At 69.2% G+C, this 16460-nt stretch carries 11 protein-coding genes; 2 read left to right on the top strand and 9 right to left on the bottom strand.

What is annotated here, in order from left to right:
• Positions 1–11: 11 nt before the first annotated feature.
• From ACGFIV_RS04065 to ACGFIV_RS04085, 5 genes are all read right to left on the bottom strand, one after another.
• The gene (locus tag ACGFIV_RS04065) at positions 12–1562 is read right to left on the bottom strand and encodes a glycoside hydrolase family 13 protein (protein WP_358555755.1); all 1551 of its coding nucleotides are present in this window, start codon (positions 1560–1562) and stop codon (positions 12–14) included.
• A gap of 194 nt (positions 1563–1756) precedes the next feature.
• Positions 1757–2761 carry a carbohydrate ABC transporter permease gene (locus ACGFIV_RS04070; RefSeq protein ID WP_392831747.1) on the bottom strand — a complete coding sequence of 335 codons (1005 nt, stop codon included), beginning with the start codon at positions 2759–2761 and terminating at the stop codon, positions 1757–1759.
• Positions 2762–2775: 14 nt separating this feature from the next.
• On the bottom strand, positions 2776–3690 hold the full coding sequence (locus ACGFIV_RS04075; protein WP_358555761.1) for a sugar ABC transporter permease: 915 nt from the start codon (positions 3688–3690) through the stop codon (positions 2776–2778).
• Between the two features lie 70 nt (positions 3691–3760).
• Entirely contained in the window at positions 3761–5140 is a 1380-nt protein-coding gene (locus ACGFIV_RS04080) for an ABC transporter substrate-binding protein (RefSeq protein ID WP_392831751.1), read from the bottom strand.
• A gap of 292 nt (positions 5141–5432) precedes the next feature.
• On the bottom strand, positions 5433–6476 hold the full coding sequence (locus ACGFIV_RS04085) for a LacI family DNA-binding transcriptional regulator (protein WP_358559026.1): 1044 nt from the start codon (positions 6474–6476) through the stop codon (positions 5433–5435).
• A gap of 273 nt (positions 6477–6749) precedes the next feature.
• Here ACGFIV_RS04085 and ACGFIV_RS04090 point away from each other — a divergent pair, with 273 nt between their 5' ends.
• Complete coding sequence (locus tag ACGFIV_RS04090) at positions 6750–9539, top strand: discoidin domain-containing protein (RefSeq protein WP_358559028.1); 2790 nt, start codon at positions 6750–6752, stop codon at positions 9537–9539.
• Positions 9540–9922: 383 nt separating this feature from the next.
• Positions 9923–10483, top strand: coding sequence for a GNAT family N-acetyltransferase (locus tag ACGFIV_RS04095; protein WP_358559030.1), 561 nt, complete (start codon positions 9923–9925; stop codon positions 10481–10483).
• A gap of 67 nt (positions 10484–10550) precedes the next feature.
• Here ACGFIV_RS04095 and ACGFIV_RS04100 read toward each other — a convergent pair whose 3' ends face one another.
• From ACGFIV_RS04100 to ACGFIV_RS04115, 4 genes are all read right to left on the bottom strand, one after another.
• The gene (locus ACGFIV_RS04100) at positions 10551–10838 is read right to left on the bottom strand and encodes a Fe-S cluster assembly protein HesB (RefSeq protein WP_358559032.1); all 288 of its coding nucleotides are present in this window, start codon (positions 10836–10838) and stop codon (positions 10551–10553) included.
• A gap of 227 nt (positions 10839–11065) precedes the next feature.
• The gene (locus ACGFIV_RS04105) at positions 11066–12580 is read right to left on the bottom strand and encodes a class II fumarate hydratase (protein ID WP_358559034.1); all 1515 of its coding nucleotides are present in this window, start codon (positions 12578–12580) and stop codon (positions 11066–11068) included.
• Positions 12544–14289, bottom strand: a complete 1746-nt coding sequence (locus tag ACGFIV_RS04110) for an NAD-dependent malic enzyme (protein WP_358559036.1) — start codon at positions 14287–14289, stop codon at positions 12544–12546. The genes ACGFIV_RS04105 and ACGFIV_RS04110 overlap by 37 nt, the downstream gene beginning before the upstream one ends.
• 325 nt (positions 14290–14614) lie before the next feature.
• Entirely contained in the window at positions 14615–16447 is a 1833-nt protein-coding gene (locus tag ACGFIV_RS04115) for a carbohydrate-binding module family 20 domain-containing protein (RefSeq protein WP_392831760.1), read from the bottom strand.
• Positions 16448–16460: the final 13 nt, after the last annotated feature.

Here is a 16460-nt window from a genome sequence, read left to right on the forward strand (position 1 = left end):
TCGATGACGGGCTAGCCGGTGCGGAGCCAGACGGCTGTGTCGGAGGGGAGTTCGTTCCCCTCCAGCGGGCCGCTCGCGAGCAGCACGCCCTCGTGGGGCGGCAGCTCGACCGGGCCGGGGTTGAAGTTGACCACGCAGGTGAGCCCGGACTCGCGGGTGAAGGCCAGCACGCCGTCCTCGGAGTCGAGCCAGCGCAGCGAGCCGTCTCCGAGCTCGGCCCGCCGGATCCGCAGCGCGGTGCGGTAGAGGCAGAGCATGGAGTTGGCGTCCTCGGCCTGCGACTCGGCCGTCAGGCTCTTCCACGAGGCGGGCTGGGGCAGCCAGGGCTCCCCGGTGCTGTAGCCGAACGGGGGCTCCTGGCCCGACCACGGCAGCGGCACCCGGCAGCCGTCCCGGCCGGGAACGGTGTGCTTCGACCGGGTCCACATGGGGTCCTGGCGCAGCTCGTCGGGGATGTCGTCGACCTCGGGCAGGCCCAGCTCCTCTCCCTGGTAGACGTAGAGGCTGCCGGGCAGCGACATCGCCAGCAGCGCGGCCGCCCGGGCCCTGCGCTCGCCGAGCGCCAGGTCCGACGGGGCGCCGTCCCTGCGCTCGCCATGGTCGAAGGACGTCACCTCCCTGCCGTACTTCGTCACCGGGCGAGGGACGTCGTGGTTGGACAGCACCCAGGTCGGCGGGGCGCTGATCGGCACGTGCGTGGCCAGCGTCATGTCGATCGACGCGCGCAGCTCTGCGGCGTCCCACGGGCGGGCCATGAAGTCGAAGTTGAACGCGGTGTGCATCTCGTCGGGACGCAGGTAGAGCGCGAAACGCTCCTGGTCGGGCAGCCAGACCTCGCCGATGAGGATGCGCTCGCCGTACTCGTCGGCGATCTGCCGCCAGCCCCGGTAGATCTCGTGGACGGCGTCGTGGTCGGTGTAGGACTCCTCGACGCTGGCGAAGTCCTTGATCAGGACGGCCGCGGAGTCGATGCGGATGCCGTCCACGCCCCGGTCGAACCAGAACCGCAGGACGTCGTGGAACTCCTCGACGACCTCGGGGTTGGTCCAGTTGAAGTCGGGTTGTTCCGGGGCGAACAGGTGGAGGTACCACTGCCCGTCGGCCACCTGGGTCCAGGCCGGGCCGCCGAAGATGGACTTCCAGTCGTTGGGCGGCAGGTCGCCGCGGCCGTCGGCGAACCAGAACCGCTCCCGTTCGGGGGAGCCGGGCCCGGCGGCCAGCGCCTGGACGAACCATTCCTGCTGGTCGGAGCCGTGGTTGGGGACGATGTCGATGATCGTCTTGATGCCCAGCGCGTGCGACTCCTGGATGAACTTCTCCGCCTCGGCCAGCGTGCCGAAGGACGGCTCGATGTCGCGGTAGTCGGCGACGTCGTAGCCGCCGTCCGCCATCGGGGAGGGGTACCAGGGGTTGAGCCAGATCGCGTCGACACCGAGATCGGAGAGGTAGGGCAAGCGGGACCGCAGTCCAGCCAGGTCACCGATGCCGTCGCCGTTGCCGTCGGCGAAGCTTCGCAGGTAGACCTGGTAGATCGCGGCTCCCCGCCACCACGTTTCGGACATGCTGGAGTCTCTCCCTTACAGATTCGGTGTGCGGCTCGCGCCGTTTCGATGGACGGCCCGGGTCGCTGCGTGTACGGCGCGGGCGGCATGGTGTACGGCCGGTGCGCCGTTTTCCTTGCGGGCCGGCGTGACTGGGTGACGGGCTCGCGCCGTCTCCCGGAGGCCGGCGTGGCTCCGGTGCGCGGCGCGCCCGCTCATCCCTTGAGACTTCCGGCGGTGAGACCCGCCATGATGCTCCGCTGGAAGACGAAGAAGACCACGATGGCCGGGATGCTGGCGATGACCAGCGCCGCCATGAGCACGTTCTGCGGCATCTGGGCCGAGAGCGAGGAGATGCCCACGCTGATCGACATCTTGTCGCTGTCGGGCAGTACGAGCAGAGGCCAGACGAAGTCCTTCCAGACGGTCACGACCGACAGGATGGACACCACGCCGATGATCGGCCGGGACACCGGGAGAACGATCGACCACAGGATCCGGAACGGCGTGGCGCCGTCGATCTCGGCGGCCTCCAGCAGTTCCTTGGGAATCGAGTCGAAGAACCGCTTGAGCAGGAAGATGTAGAACCCGTTGGCGGCGGCGGGCAGCCAGATCGCCCACGGCGTGTTCAGCAGGTTCCAGCCGAAGATCGGAAGGTCCTTGACCGTCAGGTACGCCGGCAGCAGGATCACCATCGGCGGGATCATCAGCGTGGCCAGCATCAGGCCGAGGATGGCCTTGCCGAGCACCGGCCGCAGCTTCGACAGGGCGTAGGCCGCCGTCACGTCGACGGCCAGGGTGAACAGCCACGCTCCCGCCGCGTAGATGACCGTGTTGCGCAGGAACAGGCCCAGGTCGAGCTGGTCCCAGGCCTCCTTGTACACGCTCCAGTCGATCGACGTGGGGAAGAACGACGGGGGTATCTGGGCGAGCTCGTCGGAGGACTTCAGCGCCCCGGTGACCATCCAGTACAAGGGGAACACGAAGATCGCGGTGAAGAGCACCACCACCGTCACGAGGACGATCCAGTAGACGACGCGCCCGCGCCCGGTGTTCAGCGTGTGCGGCGAGACCAGGCCGCGGAACTGGCGCTCCATCTTCTTCTTCGGCGAGCGGGAACGGCGCGCCTTCCCGTGACCGGACGCCGGCGGGGGGACGAGGCGAACGTGACGGTCCGACTCGACGCCACTGCTCGACGACTCAACTGTGCTGTGCGACATCGACGCCCTCCCTCCTAGATCTGGTTGTCCCGCGAGACACGCAGGTAGACGGCGGAGAACACCATCAGCACGAGCATGAGCATGAGCCCCAGCGCGCCGCCGCCGCCGAAGTTGCCGAAGCTGAAGGCGTACTGGTACATGAGGTAGGCGACGGTGACCGTGGCGTTCTCGGGGCCGCCTCCGGTGAGCAGGTACGGCTCGATGAACACCTGCATGGTGGCGACGACCTGGAGCAGCAGCATCACCAGCAGGATCAGCTTGGTCTGCGGGATGGTGACGTGCCACACCCGCTTGAACAGCCCCGCGCCGTCCAGCTCGGCCGCCTCGTACAGCTCGCTCGGGATGCTCTGCAGAGCCGCGAGATAGATCAGCGTGCCGGTCCCGAGGTTCATCCAGGTCGAGACGATGACCAGCGAGAGCAGGGCCGTCGTCGTGGAGTCCAGCCAGGCCAGCGGGGGCAGGTGCACCATGCTGAGGATCTGGTTGAAGAGCCCGGGTCCCGGGTCGTAGAACCACTTGAACAGCAGGACCGCGACGGCCGGCGGCAGCATCACGGGAAGGTAGACGACGAACCTGAGGTACGCCTTGGCGTGCCGCAGCTCGTTGAGGACGATGGCGGCGACGAACGGCACCGCGTATCCGACGATGAGCGCGAGGCCGGTGAACATCGCGGTGTTGACCCAGGCCGGGCCGAACGCCGAGTCCTCGGTCACCGTCTGGAAGTTGTCGAGGCCGACCCATTCGGGCGGCCCGACGAAGTTGGTCTTCTGGAAGCTGAGCAGGAACTCCCGCACCATCGGGTACCAGGAGAAGAACGCGAAGCAGATCAGCGCCCCGCAGAGGAAGCCGTACGCCGTGAGATTACGGCGCAGGCCGCGCCGCACCGCCCCCGGGGTGCGCCGCCTTCCCCTCGCGGTCATAGTGGTCATCGGGTGAACTCCTGATCTCGACGTGACCGGCGGGGTGCCGGCCTGCCGGCCGGCACCCCGGGCTCAAAGGTCAGCTGGACTTCGCCAGCACGTTGTTGGCCTTCTTCTCCGCGTCAGAGAGGAGCTGGTCGATGTTGGCGTCCTTCCTGGTCAGCACCGCCGACATCGCCGTGTCGAGGATCGCGTAGATCTCCTGCGCCTTCGGCGGCTCCAGCTTGAACTGGACCGTGGCGTTGGCGTCGACATAGGTCTGGAAGTGATCCACGGGAATCGTCGCGAACTGCTTGCGCAGCTCCTGGATCTTCTTGCCCGGCTCGGTGCTGCCGAACAGGTCGATGTCCGGCAGTCCGACCGGCAGCCCGTCGGCCTTGGCCCGCTCGAAGTTGAACTGGCCCTGGCCGGGGGTCAGGAACTTGTACTCCAGCCACTGGAGGCCGGCCTTGATCTGCTCGGGGCTGGCCTTGGGGTTGAACATGTAGCCGTCGCCGCCGCTGAGGGAGTTGGTGGCCTCCGGCATCCCCGTGACGCCGTAGTCCTCGAACTTGCCCTTGAAGGTGTTGTTCACCTCCTTGACCACATCGGGAGCGCCGATCATCATGCCGAGCTTGCCGCTGCCCATCATCCGCATCAGGTCTTCCCAGCGCAGCAACTGCTTGGTGCCCATGCTGTTGTCGGTCCAGCGCATCGTCTTGAGGTTCTCAAGGACGGCCTTGCCCTGGGGGCTGTTGAAGGCCGCGGTCTTGCCGTCGGCGCTGACCATCTCGCCGCCGCGACCGTACAGGGAGGAGGTGAAGTGCCAGCCGCCGGTGTTGCCGGCGCTGTACTCGCCGTACCCGACGTAGCCGGGGCCGAGCGCGGCGATCTTCTTGGCCGCGGCCTGCACGTCGGCCCAGGTCTTCGGCGGGGCGTCGGGGTCCAGACCGGCCTGGGTGAACAGCTTGCGGTTGTACACGAGCCCCGTCGAGTAGTTGACCCTCGGAAGGCCGTAGGTCTTGTCGCCGCTCTTGAAGACGCTCATGACGTCGGGACGGATGTCCTTCAGAGCGGGGACGCTGTCGAGGTACGGCGTGATGTCCGCCGCCTGCCCCTGGGCGATGATCTTCTGGACGTCGGTGTAGTAGACGTAGAAGACGTCCTCCATCTCCCCGCCGGCCAGCTTGGCCTGGAACGTCTCGGGAACGATGCAGGGGAACGCGTCCTTGCCCTCGACCGTGACGTTCGGGTGCAGCTTCTGGAACGCCGCGACGTCCGCGTCCCACTGGGCCGCTTCCTTCGGGTTGTTCTTCGGGGGCTTGCAGCCGACCGTGATCGTCACGGGGGCGTTGGCAGCGGGAGCTGAGGCGCCGGGCGACGAGGCGCCCTCAGGGGTGCTGCCGGCGTCGCTGCCGCATCCGGCAGCGGCAAGTGCGATGCCCGCACTGAGCAGGATCGCAAGGTTGCGGGGTTTCATGGGTGTTTCCCTCCTGGACTGCCCCCGACTACGAGGCTCAAGACTGGTACAGCTTCGCGAACCGGTTGGGAGCAACATATAGAGATAGACATATGTCAGCAAGAGTCCGTCGTGCATGATGCAAAAAAGTGACAGTGCGTCGATCGGTACGCCGTTGTGACCTCGACGTCACCGGAGCGGGGGTGACGTGGCACATCTCCGAGGGGGAAGGAGGAGACGCCGCCCACCTGGGCGATGGCTTGACGGTGGGCGGTGAAGTCCTCGGACCCGCTCATGTGGTTCTCGACGTGGGCTAGTCGCGCGCCTTGACGGGCCCGGTCGAGCCGCGGACGACCAACTCGGGCTCGAACAGCAGCTCCTCGGCGGTGACCGAGCCGCCGTCGATCTGGTTCACCAGCAACGTGACGGCGGTCCTGCCGATCGCTTCTATGGGCTGGCGGACGGTGGTCAGCGGAGGGTTCGTACAGTTCATGAACGCGGAGTCGTCGAACCCGACGACCGAGATGTCCTCTGGCACCGACATGCCGAGCCGGCGCACCGCCCGCAGGACGCCGAGCGCCAGCACGTCGCTGGCGCAGATGATGCCGGTGATCCCGTTCTTGACCAGCCGGGTCGCCACGGCCTGGCCTCCCTCCAGGGAGAACAGGCTGCGCTCGACCGAATCGGGGCCCGACTCCAGCCCCGCCCTGCGCGCCTCGGCCTCGAAGGCCTCCAGTTTCCGCTGCGAGGGGACGTGGTCGTCCGGGCCGAGCACCATGCCGATGCGCGTGTGCCCGAGCGAGGTCAGGTGGCCGAAGGCCTGCTCCACCGCCACCACGTCGTCGGTGGCCAGGCACGGGAAGCTCAGCTCGCTGATCGCGGCGTTGACCAGCACCGCGGGCAGCCGGAGGTCGAGCAGCCGGAAGTAGTGCTCATGGGGGGCGTCGGTCTCCATGTAGTGCCCGCCGGCGAAGACCATGCCGGAGACCTGCTGGTCCAGCAGCATCTCCACGTAGTCGGACTCCGAGAGGCCGCCCGCGGTGCGCGTGCACAGCACGGGCGTGAACCCCCGCTGCGCGAGCGCGCCGCCGACCACCTCGGCGAGCGCGGGGAAGATCGGGTTGCCCAGTTCGGGAAGGACCAGCCCGACCAGGCGGGCACGCTCCCCTCGAAGCTGTGTAGGACGCTCGTAACCGAGCACGTCGAGCGCCGTCAGCACGGCCGCCCGGGTCGCGTCGGAGACCCCCGGCTTGCCGTTGAGTACACGGCTCACCGTGGCCTCACTGACCCCGACCTTCTTAGCGACCTCCGCCAGCCGACGTGTCGTCGAGCGCGGGGCCGCAGTATCGCTTGTCACGGTCGCAAATATACGTCAAACAGGTGCAAACGGTTTGCGCTGGGGTGGATGAGTTCCTCTGGCAACCCGTGGTGGACCCTCGTGAAAGCGTTTCATTGCCCTGGGGTACGGAAAATGCCGTGATCCAGTCGTTACCTTGCGCGTTTCCGTCGAAACATTGCGGTTATCTGTCCGTCATCTTATGGTGTGGGCAGTTCCGCCGGGCAAGCGACGGTCCGCGCGTCCCTGACCGCGAAGCGTCCGGCTCTTCGCATTCGCAGAAGGGTCCAGTCGATGAAGAAGACCGGCAGGCTACACGCCTGGACGACCGCCACGGTCGTGGCACTGGCAGCGGGAGCGGTCTCCGTCCCGCTCATGTCGTCGGGTGCGGTGGCCGCCACTGCGGTCGACTCACCATGGGACTTCGCCGGGCGTGGGGCCGGTGTGGCGTTCACCGAACTCGAAGCCGAGGACACGGCGCACGCTACCACGAACGGCCAGGTCATCGGCCCGGACCGCGTCTACACGCACCTCCCCTCGGAGGCGTCGGGCCGCAGGGCCGTCACGCTCGGCGGGGCAGGCCAGTACGTGGAGTTCACCCTGACCAAGCCCGCCAACGCGATGTCGCTGCGCTACAGCGTGCCGGACAACGCCGCGGGAACCGGTCAGAACACCACCGCCGATCTGCGGGTCAACGGCACGCACCTCAAGGACCTGGCCCTGACCTCCCGGTACGGCTGGTACTACGGCGGCTACCCCTTCGGCAACAACCCGGGCGCCGGTAACCCGCACCACTTCTACGACGAGACGCGGACCATGTTCGGGTCCACGCTCGCGGCGGGCACGAAGGTGCGCGTGCAGTCCAACGGCGGCATTCCGATCACCGTCGACCTGGCCGACTTCGAGGCCGTCCCCGGCCCGATCGGCCGCCCGGCGGGCTCGTTGTCGGTGGACGACTTCGGCGCCGCCCGCAACGGCACCACCGACTCCACCGCGGCGTTCCAGGCGGCGGTGGACGCGGGCAAGGCCCAGGGCAAGGTCGTCTACATCCCCGAGGGCACCTACACCCTGTGGGACCACGTGGTGGTCGACGGCGTCACCCTGGCCGGTGCCGGCCCCTGGTACAGCGTGCTCACCGGCCGCCACCCCACCCAGCGCAACCGGGCCGCGGGGATCTACGGCAAGTACGTCGGCAACGGCGGCCCGAGCCGCAACGTCACGCTGAAGGACTTCGCCATCATCGGCGAGATCACCGAGCGCGAGGACAACGACCAGGTCAACGCCCTCGGCGGCGCGATGTCCACCTCCACCGTCGACAACCTGTGGCTCCAGCACACCAAGGTCGGCGCCTGGATGGACGGCCCGATGGACAACTTCACCATCAAGAACAGCCGCATCCTCGACCAGACGGCCGACGGCGTGAACTTCCACACCGGCGTGACGAACTCGACGGTGACCAACACCTTCGTCCGCAACACCGGTGACGACGGCCTGGCGATGTGGCCGGAGAACGTGGCGAACGTCAACAACTCGTTCACCCGCAACACGGTGGTCCTGCCGATCCTGGCGAACAACATTGTCACCTACGGCGGCAGGGACATCAAGATCACCGACAACGTGGTCTCCGACACGATCTCCAACGGCGGTGGCATCCACATCGCCAACCGCTACCCCGGCGTCAACTCCGGCCAGGGCACCGCGGTCGCCGGCACGATCACCGTGGCCCGCAACACCCTGCTGAGAGCCGGCAACTCCGACTACAACTGGAACTTCGGCGTCGGCGCGCTGTGGTTCGACGGGCTGAACGAGCCGGTGAACGCGACGATCAACGTCACCGACACCGACATCCTCGACAGCTCGTACGCCGCCATCCACTTCATCGAGGGCAGCACCAAGACCGTCAACTTCACCAACGTCCGGATCGACGGCACCGGCACGTACATGATCCAGGCGCAGTCGCCGGCGACCGCGAACTTCACCAACGTCAGCGCCGCCCACATCGGGGCGGGAGTCGCGATCCACAACTGCGTCGGCACGGGGCTCGTCGTCAACCAGGGCACCGGGAACAGTGGCTGGAGCCCCAGCTCCACCACCTGCACCGGCCAGTGGCCGGCGCCGAACTACATCTACCCGGGCGGCGGCGGCACCACCACCCCGAGCCCCACGCCCACCCTGACCCCGACCCCCACGCCGACGACCTGCGCGCCCGGCACGGGTGACGTGGCGCGAGGCAAGACGGTGACGGCCACGAGCCAGAACCAGGGCTTCGTGGCGCAGAACGCGGTGGACGGCAACGCCGACACCTACTGGGAGTCGGCGAGCAACGCGTTCCCGCAGTCGATCACGGTGGACCTGTGCGGAATCGTCTCGGCGCGGAGCGTGGTGCTGAAACTGCCCCCGGCGGCGGCATGGAACACGCGCACGCAGACCATCGCGGTCCAGGGCTCCACGGACGGCAGGAACTGGACGCCGCTCTCGGCCGCCGCCGGGCGCACGTTCAACCCGGCCTCGGGCAACACCGCGACGATCACGTTCCCGGCGACCGACGTCAGGTACGTGCGGCTGACCTTCACCGGCAACACCGGCTGGCCGGCCGCGCAGCTCTCCTCGTTCGAGGTGTACGCCACCGGCGGCCCGGACCCGACGCCGACCCCCACCCCTCCGGCGGGCAACCTGGCACGCGGCAAGGCGACCAGCGAGAGCGGCCACTCCGACGTGTACGGGTCGGGCAACGTGGTCGACGGCAACGCCGGCACCTACTGGGAGAGCGTGAACAACGCCTGGCCCCAGACGGTGACCGTCGACCTCGGCGCCGCGACGAGCGTCAGCCGGGTGGTGCTCAAGCTGCCGCCGGCGGCCTCCTGGGCGACCCGCTCGCAGACGCTGTCGGTGCTCGGGTCCGCCGACGGGTCCTCCTACAGCACGGTGACGGCCTCCGCCGCCTACACCTTCAACCCGGCCACGGGCAACACGGCCACGATCACCTTCCCCGCGACCAGCCGGCGCTACCTGCGGCTGAGCTTCACCGCGAACACGGGCTGGCCCGCCGGCCAGCTCTCCGAATTCGAGGTCTACGCCTCCTAGCGAGTCCCGTCCCTCCCGGGAGGCCGGTCCTTCCCGGGAAGCCCGCCCCTCCCGGAGAGGGACACGAGGACCGGGTCCTCGGGGACAGGAGGACGCACCTGTCCCCGAGGCCCCTCAACCCGGGACCTCCAAAGACCCCGGACCAACCTGGACTGGTCCGGAGCCGATGCTCTCGGAGGAGGGACACCTCCTCCGAGAGCTCGGGCAAACGGTCCGGGACCCTACGAAGACGTCAGTCCAGACGAGCCGCGCCAGGCGGTGATCCACCAGACTGTTGTCCCCGACTTCGCCGTCGGCCCGGACAACAGTCTTGCGCGTACACCCTGGTTACGGGCGATCTGGCAATCTGTCGCCACACGGTCCCCGGCACCGAGAGGCCCTCCATGACCACAGAGAACGGCACGCGCCGCCTGTTCCCCCCAACGCTGCGGCTGAGCGGCCACGGCCTCGTCCTGCGCGAGTGGGCGCAGGACGATCTCCCGGTGATGGCGGAGCTGTTCGACGATCCGGCCATCGCCTACTGGACACCGTTGGTGTCGCCGTTCGGCCTCAAGGCCGCCCGCGATTACCTGGAGAAGGCCCGCCGCTCCCGCGCGACCGGGCAGCGCGTCCACCTGGCGATCACGACGGACGGCGGCCGGGCGAAGGGCGAGGTGCTGCTCAGCCGGAGCTTGGTGGACGACGGGACCGCGACCCTCGGCTACGCCGTCGGCGCGGCCTACCGGGGGCAGCGGCTGGCGGTCAGGGCCGTACAGGTGATGACCGACTTCGCTCACACGGAAGCGCGGCTGAACCAGGTCTTCCTGGAGATCGAGCGGGACAACGAGGCGAGCGTCCGCGTGGCCAGGGCGGCCGGTTTCCAGCTCACCGACGCCCCGCCCAGCGTCGTCGAGGACAAGGGCCGGAGCCTGAACTTGTACACCTGGTCCCACTCCCGCCCCTGAACCCCGTGGACGGCCCCCGTACGGCGCTCATGGCCGGACAGCGGGGCGTCGCCGCCTGCCGGACGATTCAGATCGGCTGGTCCTCGACGTGGAACGAGATGCCCCCCTGGTCGTCGATGGCGGCGTCGAGTGCCTTGTCGTCCAGGACGGTCGCGGCGATGGGGTCCAGGTAGACCTTGGCCCCCTCGCTCTCGACGACCTTGTCGGTGGTCTGGGGCCCGTCCGCCACGGACAGCATCAGCGAGCCCGCGTCGTCGTTCTGCGACGAAATTCGGATGCCCTTGTCGGTCGACTCGCCCGCTTGGGCGTTGAGGTCACGGATCACCTTGGCGGCGGTGTCTGTAAGCGTGAGCATTGCGTCTCCTCGCCAGGGTTGACTTGTTGGCTAATCCCGCCCATGCCCGCTTTTAACGGCATAAACCACCCGACCAAGCCCCGCGGGTCGAATCTAGCTAATAACCCGTTGACGCCCCATTGGCACGGCCAGGCCTCGCCGACCAGCGGAAACGGGTGCCACCTCAGGGCCGCGCGGGTGTCGTCGGTGGCCACCTCAGGGCCGCGCCGGTGTCGTCGGTGGCGGGCTCAGGGCTGTGCGGTGTCGCCCGGAGCGGCGACGCCGGGCCGGGTGAGGCGTTCGGGATCGACGACCCTGTCATACAGCGCCGGGCTGACGCCGGACCTCAGGGCGGCCTCCCTGAGCGTGAGATTCTCTTCGAGCGCGCGGTGGGCGACGCGCGCGGCCCTGTCGTAGCCGATCACCGGGCTGAGCGCGGTCACCATCATGACCGACCCGTCGGCGTACTCCTTGAGCTTGCCGGTGTCGAGCCGGGCGCCCTCGACGAGGTAGGCGCGGAAGTGGTCCATCGCGTCCGCCAGGATCCGCACCGAGTGCAGCACGTCGGCGATGATGATCGGGCGGAAGGCGTTGAGCTCGAGGTTGCCCTCCGCCCCGGCCATCGCCACCGCGCCGTCGTCGGCGATCACCTGGATGGCGACCATCATCATCGCCTCCGCCTGCGTCGGGTTGACCTTCCCCGGCATGATCGAGGAACCCGGCTCGTTGGCCGGCAGGATCAGCTCGTGCAGCCCCGCGCGGGGCCCCGACCCGAGCCAGCGCATGTCGTCGGCGAACTTGAACAGCGACACCGCCAGGGCACGCAGCGCCCCCGAGAAGCGGACCAGCGCGTCGCACGAGGCCTGGGCGGCGAACTTGTTCGGGGCGCCGGTGAAGGGATGACCGGTGAAGTCGGCGATCAGCGCCGCGACCTCGTCCCCGAAACCCGGGGGCGCGTTCAGCCCGGTGCCGACCGCCGTGCCGCCGACCGCCAGCCGGTACAGGCCGGGAAGCGTGTGGCCGAGGTGCTCGGCGGCGTCCTGGAGCTGGGCGGCGTACCCCGACCACTCCTGTCCGGCCGTCAGCGGGGTGGCGTCCTGCAGGTGGGTACGGCCGACCTTGACCACGTGCTCCCACTCGCGGCTCTTCGCGGTGGCGGCCTCGCGCAGCCGGGCCAGGGCGGGCGACAGCCGGTCGTGGACGGCCCGTACGGTGGCGATGTGCATGGCCGTGACGAACGTGTCGTTGGACGACTGGCTCATGTTCACGTGGTCGTTCGGATGGATCGGCTCCTTGCTTCCGAGCCGCCCGCCCACGAGCTGGATCGCCCGGTTGGAGATCACCTCGTTGACGTTCATGTTGGTATGCGTGCCCGAGCCGGTCTGCCAGACGTACAGGGGGAACTCGCCGTCCAGCTTGCCGCCGATGACCTCCTCCGCGACCCGGCTGATCAGCTCGGCCTTCCATCGCGGCAGGCGCCCGCCCCTGCCGTTGACGATCGCGGCGGCCTTCTTGACGTACCCGTAGGCGTGGTAGACGGCCTTCGGCATCCGGTCGTCGCCGATGGCGAAGTGGATCAGCGACCGCTGGGTCTGCGCGCCCCAGTAGTGGCAGGCCGGCACCTCGACCTCGCCGAGGGAGTCGCTCTCGACACGCGTCCCCGAGGCGTCCAGCCCGATCGGGACGTCCAGGATCGGTGGAACGGCGTCGTGCTCCGGGGCCACCGTCAGACCCCCAGGACCGGCCGGTACACCGGCTGCCACATCGCGTCCCTGACCTGCCGCGCGGGGTCGCGCGACTCGGCGCGGGCCAGGCCCTCCTTGGCCGCCCGCTCGGCCACGGCGACCGCGACCGTGGCGGACACCTCCCTGAGGTCGTCCACCTGCGGCAGCAGCGAGGCGCCCGGGATGGAGACGTCCACCATGCCGCCCACCGCGTCGGCGGCGGCCTGGAGCATGCCGTCCCCGATGCGCCGCGCCCGCGACACGATCGCGCCCAGGCCCAGCCCCGGGTACAGCAGCGCGTTGTTGGCCTGGCCGATGACGTAGGTGACGCCGTTGTGGGTGACGGGGCCGACCGGGATGCCCGTGGCGACCAGGGCACGGCCGTCCGTCCACCGGATCAGGTCGGCCGGCATCGCCTCGATCCGCTCGGTCGGGTTCGAGAGCGGGAAGATGACCGGCCGGTCGACGGCGGCGGCCATGGCGCGCACGATCTCCTCGGTGAAGGCCCCGTGCGCGGTCGAGGCGCCGACCAGCATGGTCGGCCCGACGCGTCCGACCACCTCGCCGAGCCCGATGCCGTCCTCGCCCCGCTTCCAGTCGGCGACCTCGGACGCCGGGCGGGCGTACGGCACCTGGAAGTCGCGCAGGTCCCGCATGTCGCCGGTCAGCAGGCCCTGCTTGTCGACCGCCCAGATCCGGCGCGTGGCCGTCTCGTGGTCGAGGCCGTCGCGGACCATCGCGTCGCGCAGCTGGTCGGCGATCCCGATGCCCGCCGTACCTGCGCCGAAGACGACGATCCGCTGGTCGCGCAGGGGAGTGCCGGAGACGCGGGCGGCGGCCAGCGTGGCCGCGAGCACGATCGCGCCGGTGCCCTGCATGTCGTCGTTGAAGGTGGGGATCCGGCCGGTGTACCGCTGCAGGATGCGCCGGGCGTTGGAAGGGCCGAAGTCCTCCCAGTGCAGCAGCGCGCCGGGGAACAGGCGGGTGGCCGCCGTGACGTAGGCGTCGATGAAGTCGTCGTAGCGTTGCCCTCGCACCCGCGCGTGCCGGTTCCCGACGTAGAAGGGGTCGCCGAGCAGCGCCTCGTTGTCCGTGCCGACGTCCAGCGCCACCGGGACGACCCGGGCCGGGTCGATTCCGGCGGCCGCGGTGTAGACGGTCAGCTTGCCCGCCGCGATGCCCGCGCCGCCGCCCACCCCCCAGTCGCCGATGCCGAGGATCTGCTCGGCGTCGGAGGCGACGATCAGGTCGACGTCGCCGGGACCCATGCCGAGGTTTCCGAAGGCCCGCTCGATGCCCCCCGGGTCGTCGACGGACAGGTAGACGCCGCGCGGCCTGCGGTACTCGTGGCTGTAGCTCCTGATCGCCTCGGCGATCGTCGGGTCGTACACGACCGGCAGCATCTCCCGCAGGTGGTCGGCCAGGAGCCGGTAGAACAGCACCTGGTTACGGTCCTGCAGCGCGTTCAGGTAGATGTTCTTGCGCAGGTCGGTCGGCTGTGCCAGGTACTGCGCGTACACGCGTCGCGCCTGCTCATCGAGGGTCTTGACCGCCGGGGGGATCAGTCCGTCCAGCCCGAGGTCCGCCCGTTCCTCCCTGGTGAACGCCGTGCCCTTGTTCAGCACCGGGTTCTGCAGCACCTCCAGGCCCCGCGCGGGAGTGGCATAGCCCCCATCGGGTCCCTCGCTGAACCCCCGCCGCACCCCACCCGGCCGTTCGTCCTTCTTACCCTCCCCAGACGGCAACACCCTCATCTCCCCGCGCCTATGAGCGGGGGCCCGCCCCCCAGGTGATCGCATGGCTAGGCTTCCCACCGCCCCGACCCCGGACGCCACGACCCCCGCAAAGTTTCGTCCAGATCATGCGCCGAGAGGCCTTCGCCGCCCCGTTGGCCGCCGTCCAGAACGCGGACACCGGCCCCGCGAGCGCCCAGACCAGCCGCGGCATGCTCGTCGGTCAGCGAGGATCCGGCGGTTCGCCGCGACGCCGTGGACTCCGACCATGCCCCGATCGTCGCGCGCTTCCGGGTGTGAAGGGGGTGGGCAGGCCGGGTCGCGGCCTGCCCACCAGGGGTCAGCGCCAGGTGTCGTCGCGCGTCGCCGTGCCGCCGCTCGGGGTGGTGAAGGACCGGTTCGGGTCGCTCTCCCAGGTGACGGAGCCGTCGGTGTTCTTCTTGATGTACTTGTACTGGACGGCCGTGTTCGCCGGCAGGCTCACCGTGGCCCGCCAGATCGGGTACGTCGCCGACGACAGGGCCACGGCGCCGGCGGGGTTCCAGTTGCCCAGCTCGGGGATGTTGCCCACGACGAAGACGTTCTGGCCCCACGACGTCGTCACGTTCGCGTTGAACGAGGTGGCGACGGCCGAGGAGGTCGGGGTGGGGGACGGGGTGCCGGTCGCGCCGACGCGGATGGCGACCGCGCCCTTCGCGGGGACGGTGACGCTCGCGGTGCCGCTGGAGCTCACGGTCACCGAGCCGCCGCCTGTCAGGTTGGCGTACGTCCCGGCGGGCAGGCCCGTCGTGAAGGTGCCGGAGTAGGACCCGGAGCCGTTGTTGATGGCCACCCATCCCTTGGCGCCACGGCTGAAGGCGATGACGCTGGAGCTGGGGGCGGTCCAGTTGGCCACCGAGGTGCCCTTGACCGTGTTGTGGAACCCGACCATGCCGTTGACGGCGCTGTCGCGGTGCAGGCAGGTCCATCCGCTGGAGCAGTTGGCGGCGGTCACGTAGCCGTTGCCGTCCGAGGGCGGCGAGGCGTCATTGTCGCTGAAGGTGAAGCCGTCGTAGATCTGCGGCGTGCCGTGGGTCCAGGCGAGCTGGAAGATGTTCGCCAGGTTGTAGGTGGAGCCGCTCTTGTAGGTCAGGGTCGAGCCGTTGCGCTCGGTGTCGTGGTTGGTGACGAAGGTGACGGCCTTGTCGCTCGGCTGCATCCCGCCCCAGCTCGCGCCGAAGGTCTGGAGCTCGGAGATGTTGCCCTCGAACTTCTGCTTGAGGTAGCGGCCGTACTGGAAGTCCAGCACGTCGCCGAGCCCGGTGTACTGGCTCGGCTGCACGGCCTCACCGGCGCCGTAGATCACTTCCTGGAAGATGTACGGGGAGCCGGTGACCTGGCTGTAGATGGCACCCACGTCCGCCGGGCTCATGTGCTTGACCGCGTCCACGCGGAAGCCGTCGACGCCGAGGCTCCGCAGGTCGTTGAGGTAGGTGGCGATCCTGGTCCGTACGTAGCTCGCGCCGGTGTCGAGGTCGGCGAGGCCCACCAGCTCGCACTTCTGCACGTTGTTCGCGCTGCCGGTGTAGTCGCCGTCGTGGATGGTGTTGTCGGAGTTGCCGCAGGCGTTCGGGTAGTAGTGGAAGTCGGCCGCCGAGTACGTCCCCGGGTAGACGTACTTCGAGAAGCTCCTGCCGCCGTACGACGTCGCGCCCTGGCCGGTCATGTGGTTGATCACCGCGTCGGCGTAGACCTTCACGCCCGCCGCGTGGCAGGCCTGGACCATGGACGAGAACTGCGCGCGGCTGCCCATCCGGCTGGTCAGGTCGTAACCGGCGGGCTGGTAGAGCTCCCACCACGAGTGGGTGCCCGAGAGCTTCATCGAGTCCTGCGGGGGCGACACCTCCACGCCTCCGTACCCGGCCGGGCCGAGAACGTTGGTGCACTCGGCGGAGACCGAGGGCCAGTTCCAGGTGAAGAGGTTGGCGATCACGTCGTTCGTGCCCGACGGGGCGGCCTGCGCGGAGCCCGTCGTCAGCGGGACGACGACGAGGGCGAGCAGAAGGGCGAGGACGGCGGTGAGGGTGAGCGGGCGGCCGGAGCGGGTCACGGCGGCGAGGGTGAGCGGGCGGCCGCAACGACGCCTCACGGCGTCCTCGGGCAGGGTGAGGGGACGGGATTTGTAGGATCTCACGTGGGGCCTCCAG

It is taken from the genome of Sphaerisporangium sp. NPDC049003 (genome assembly GCF_043197795.1).
Lineage (GTDB): Bacteria > Actinomycetota > Actinomycetes > Streptosporangiales > Streptosporangiaceae > Sphaerisporangium.

Coding starts and splice junctions, on each gene's coding strand:
- ACGFIV_RS04090 (WP_358559028.1), top strand. CDS start 6,750: ATGAAGAAGACCGGCAGGCTACACGCCTGGACGACCGCCACGGTCGTG.
- ACGFIV_RS04095 (WP_358559030.1), top strand. CDS start 9,923: ATGACCACAGAGAACGGCACGCGCCGCCTGTTCCCCCCAACGCTGCGG.
- ACGFIV_RS04070 (WP_392831747.1), bottom strand. CDS start 2,761: ATGTCGCACAGCACAGTTGAGTCGTCGAGCAGTGGCGTCGAGTCGGAC.
- ACGFIV_RS04100 (WP_358559032.1), bottom strand. CDS start 10,838: ATGCTCACGCTTACAGACACCGCCGCCAAGGTGATCCGTGACCTCAAC.
- ACGFIV_RS04075 (WP_358555761.1), bottom strand. CDS start 3,690: ATGACCACTATGACCGCGAGGGGAAGGCGGCGCACCCCGGGGGCGGTG.
- ACGFIV_RS04080 (WP_392831751.1), bottom strand. CDS start 5,140: ATGAAACCCCGCAACCTTGCGATCCTGCTCAGTGCGGGCATCGCACTT.
- ACGFIV_RS04065 (WP_358555755.1), bottom strand. CDS start 1,562: ATGTCCGAAACGTGGTGGCGGGGAGCCGCGATCTACCAGGTCTACCTG.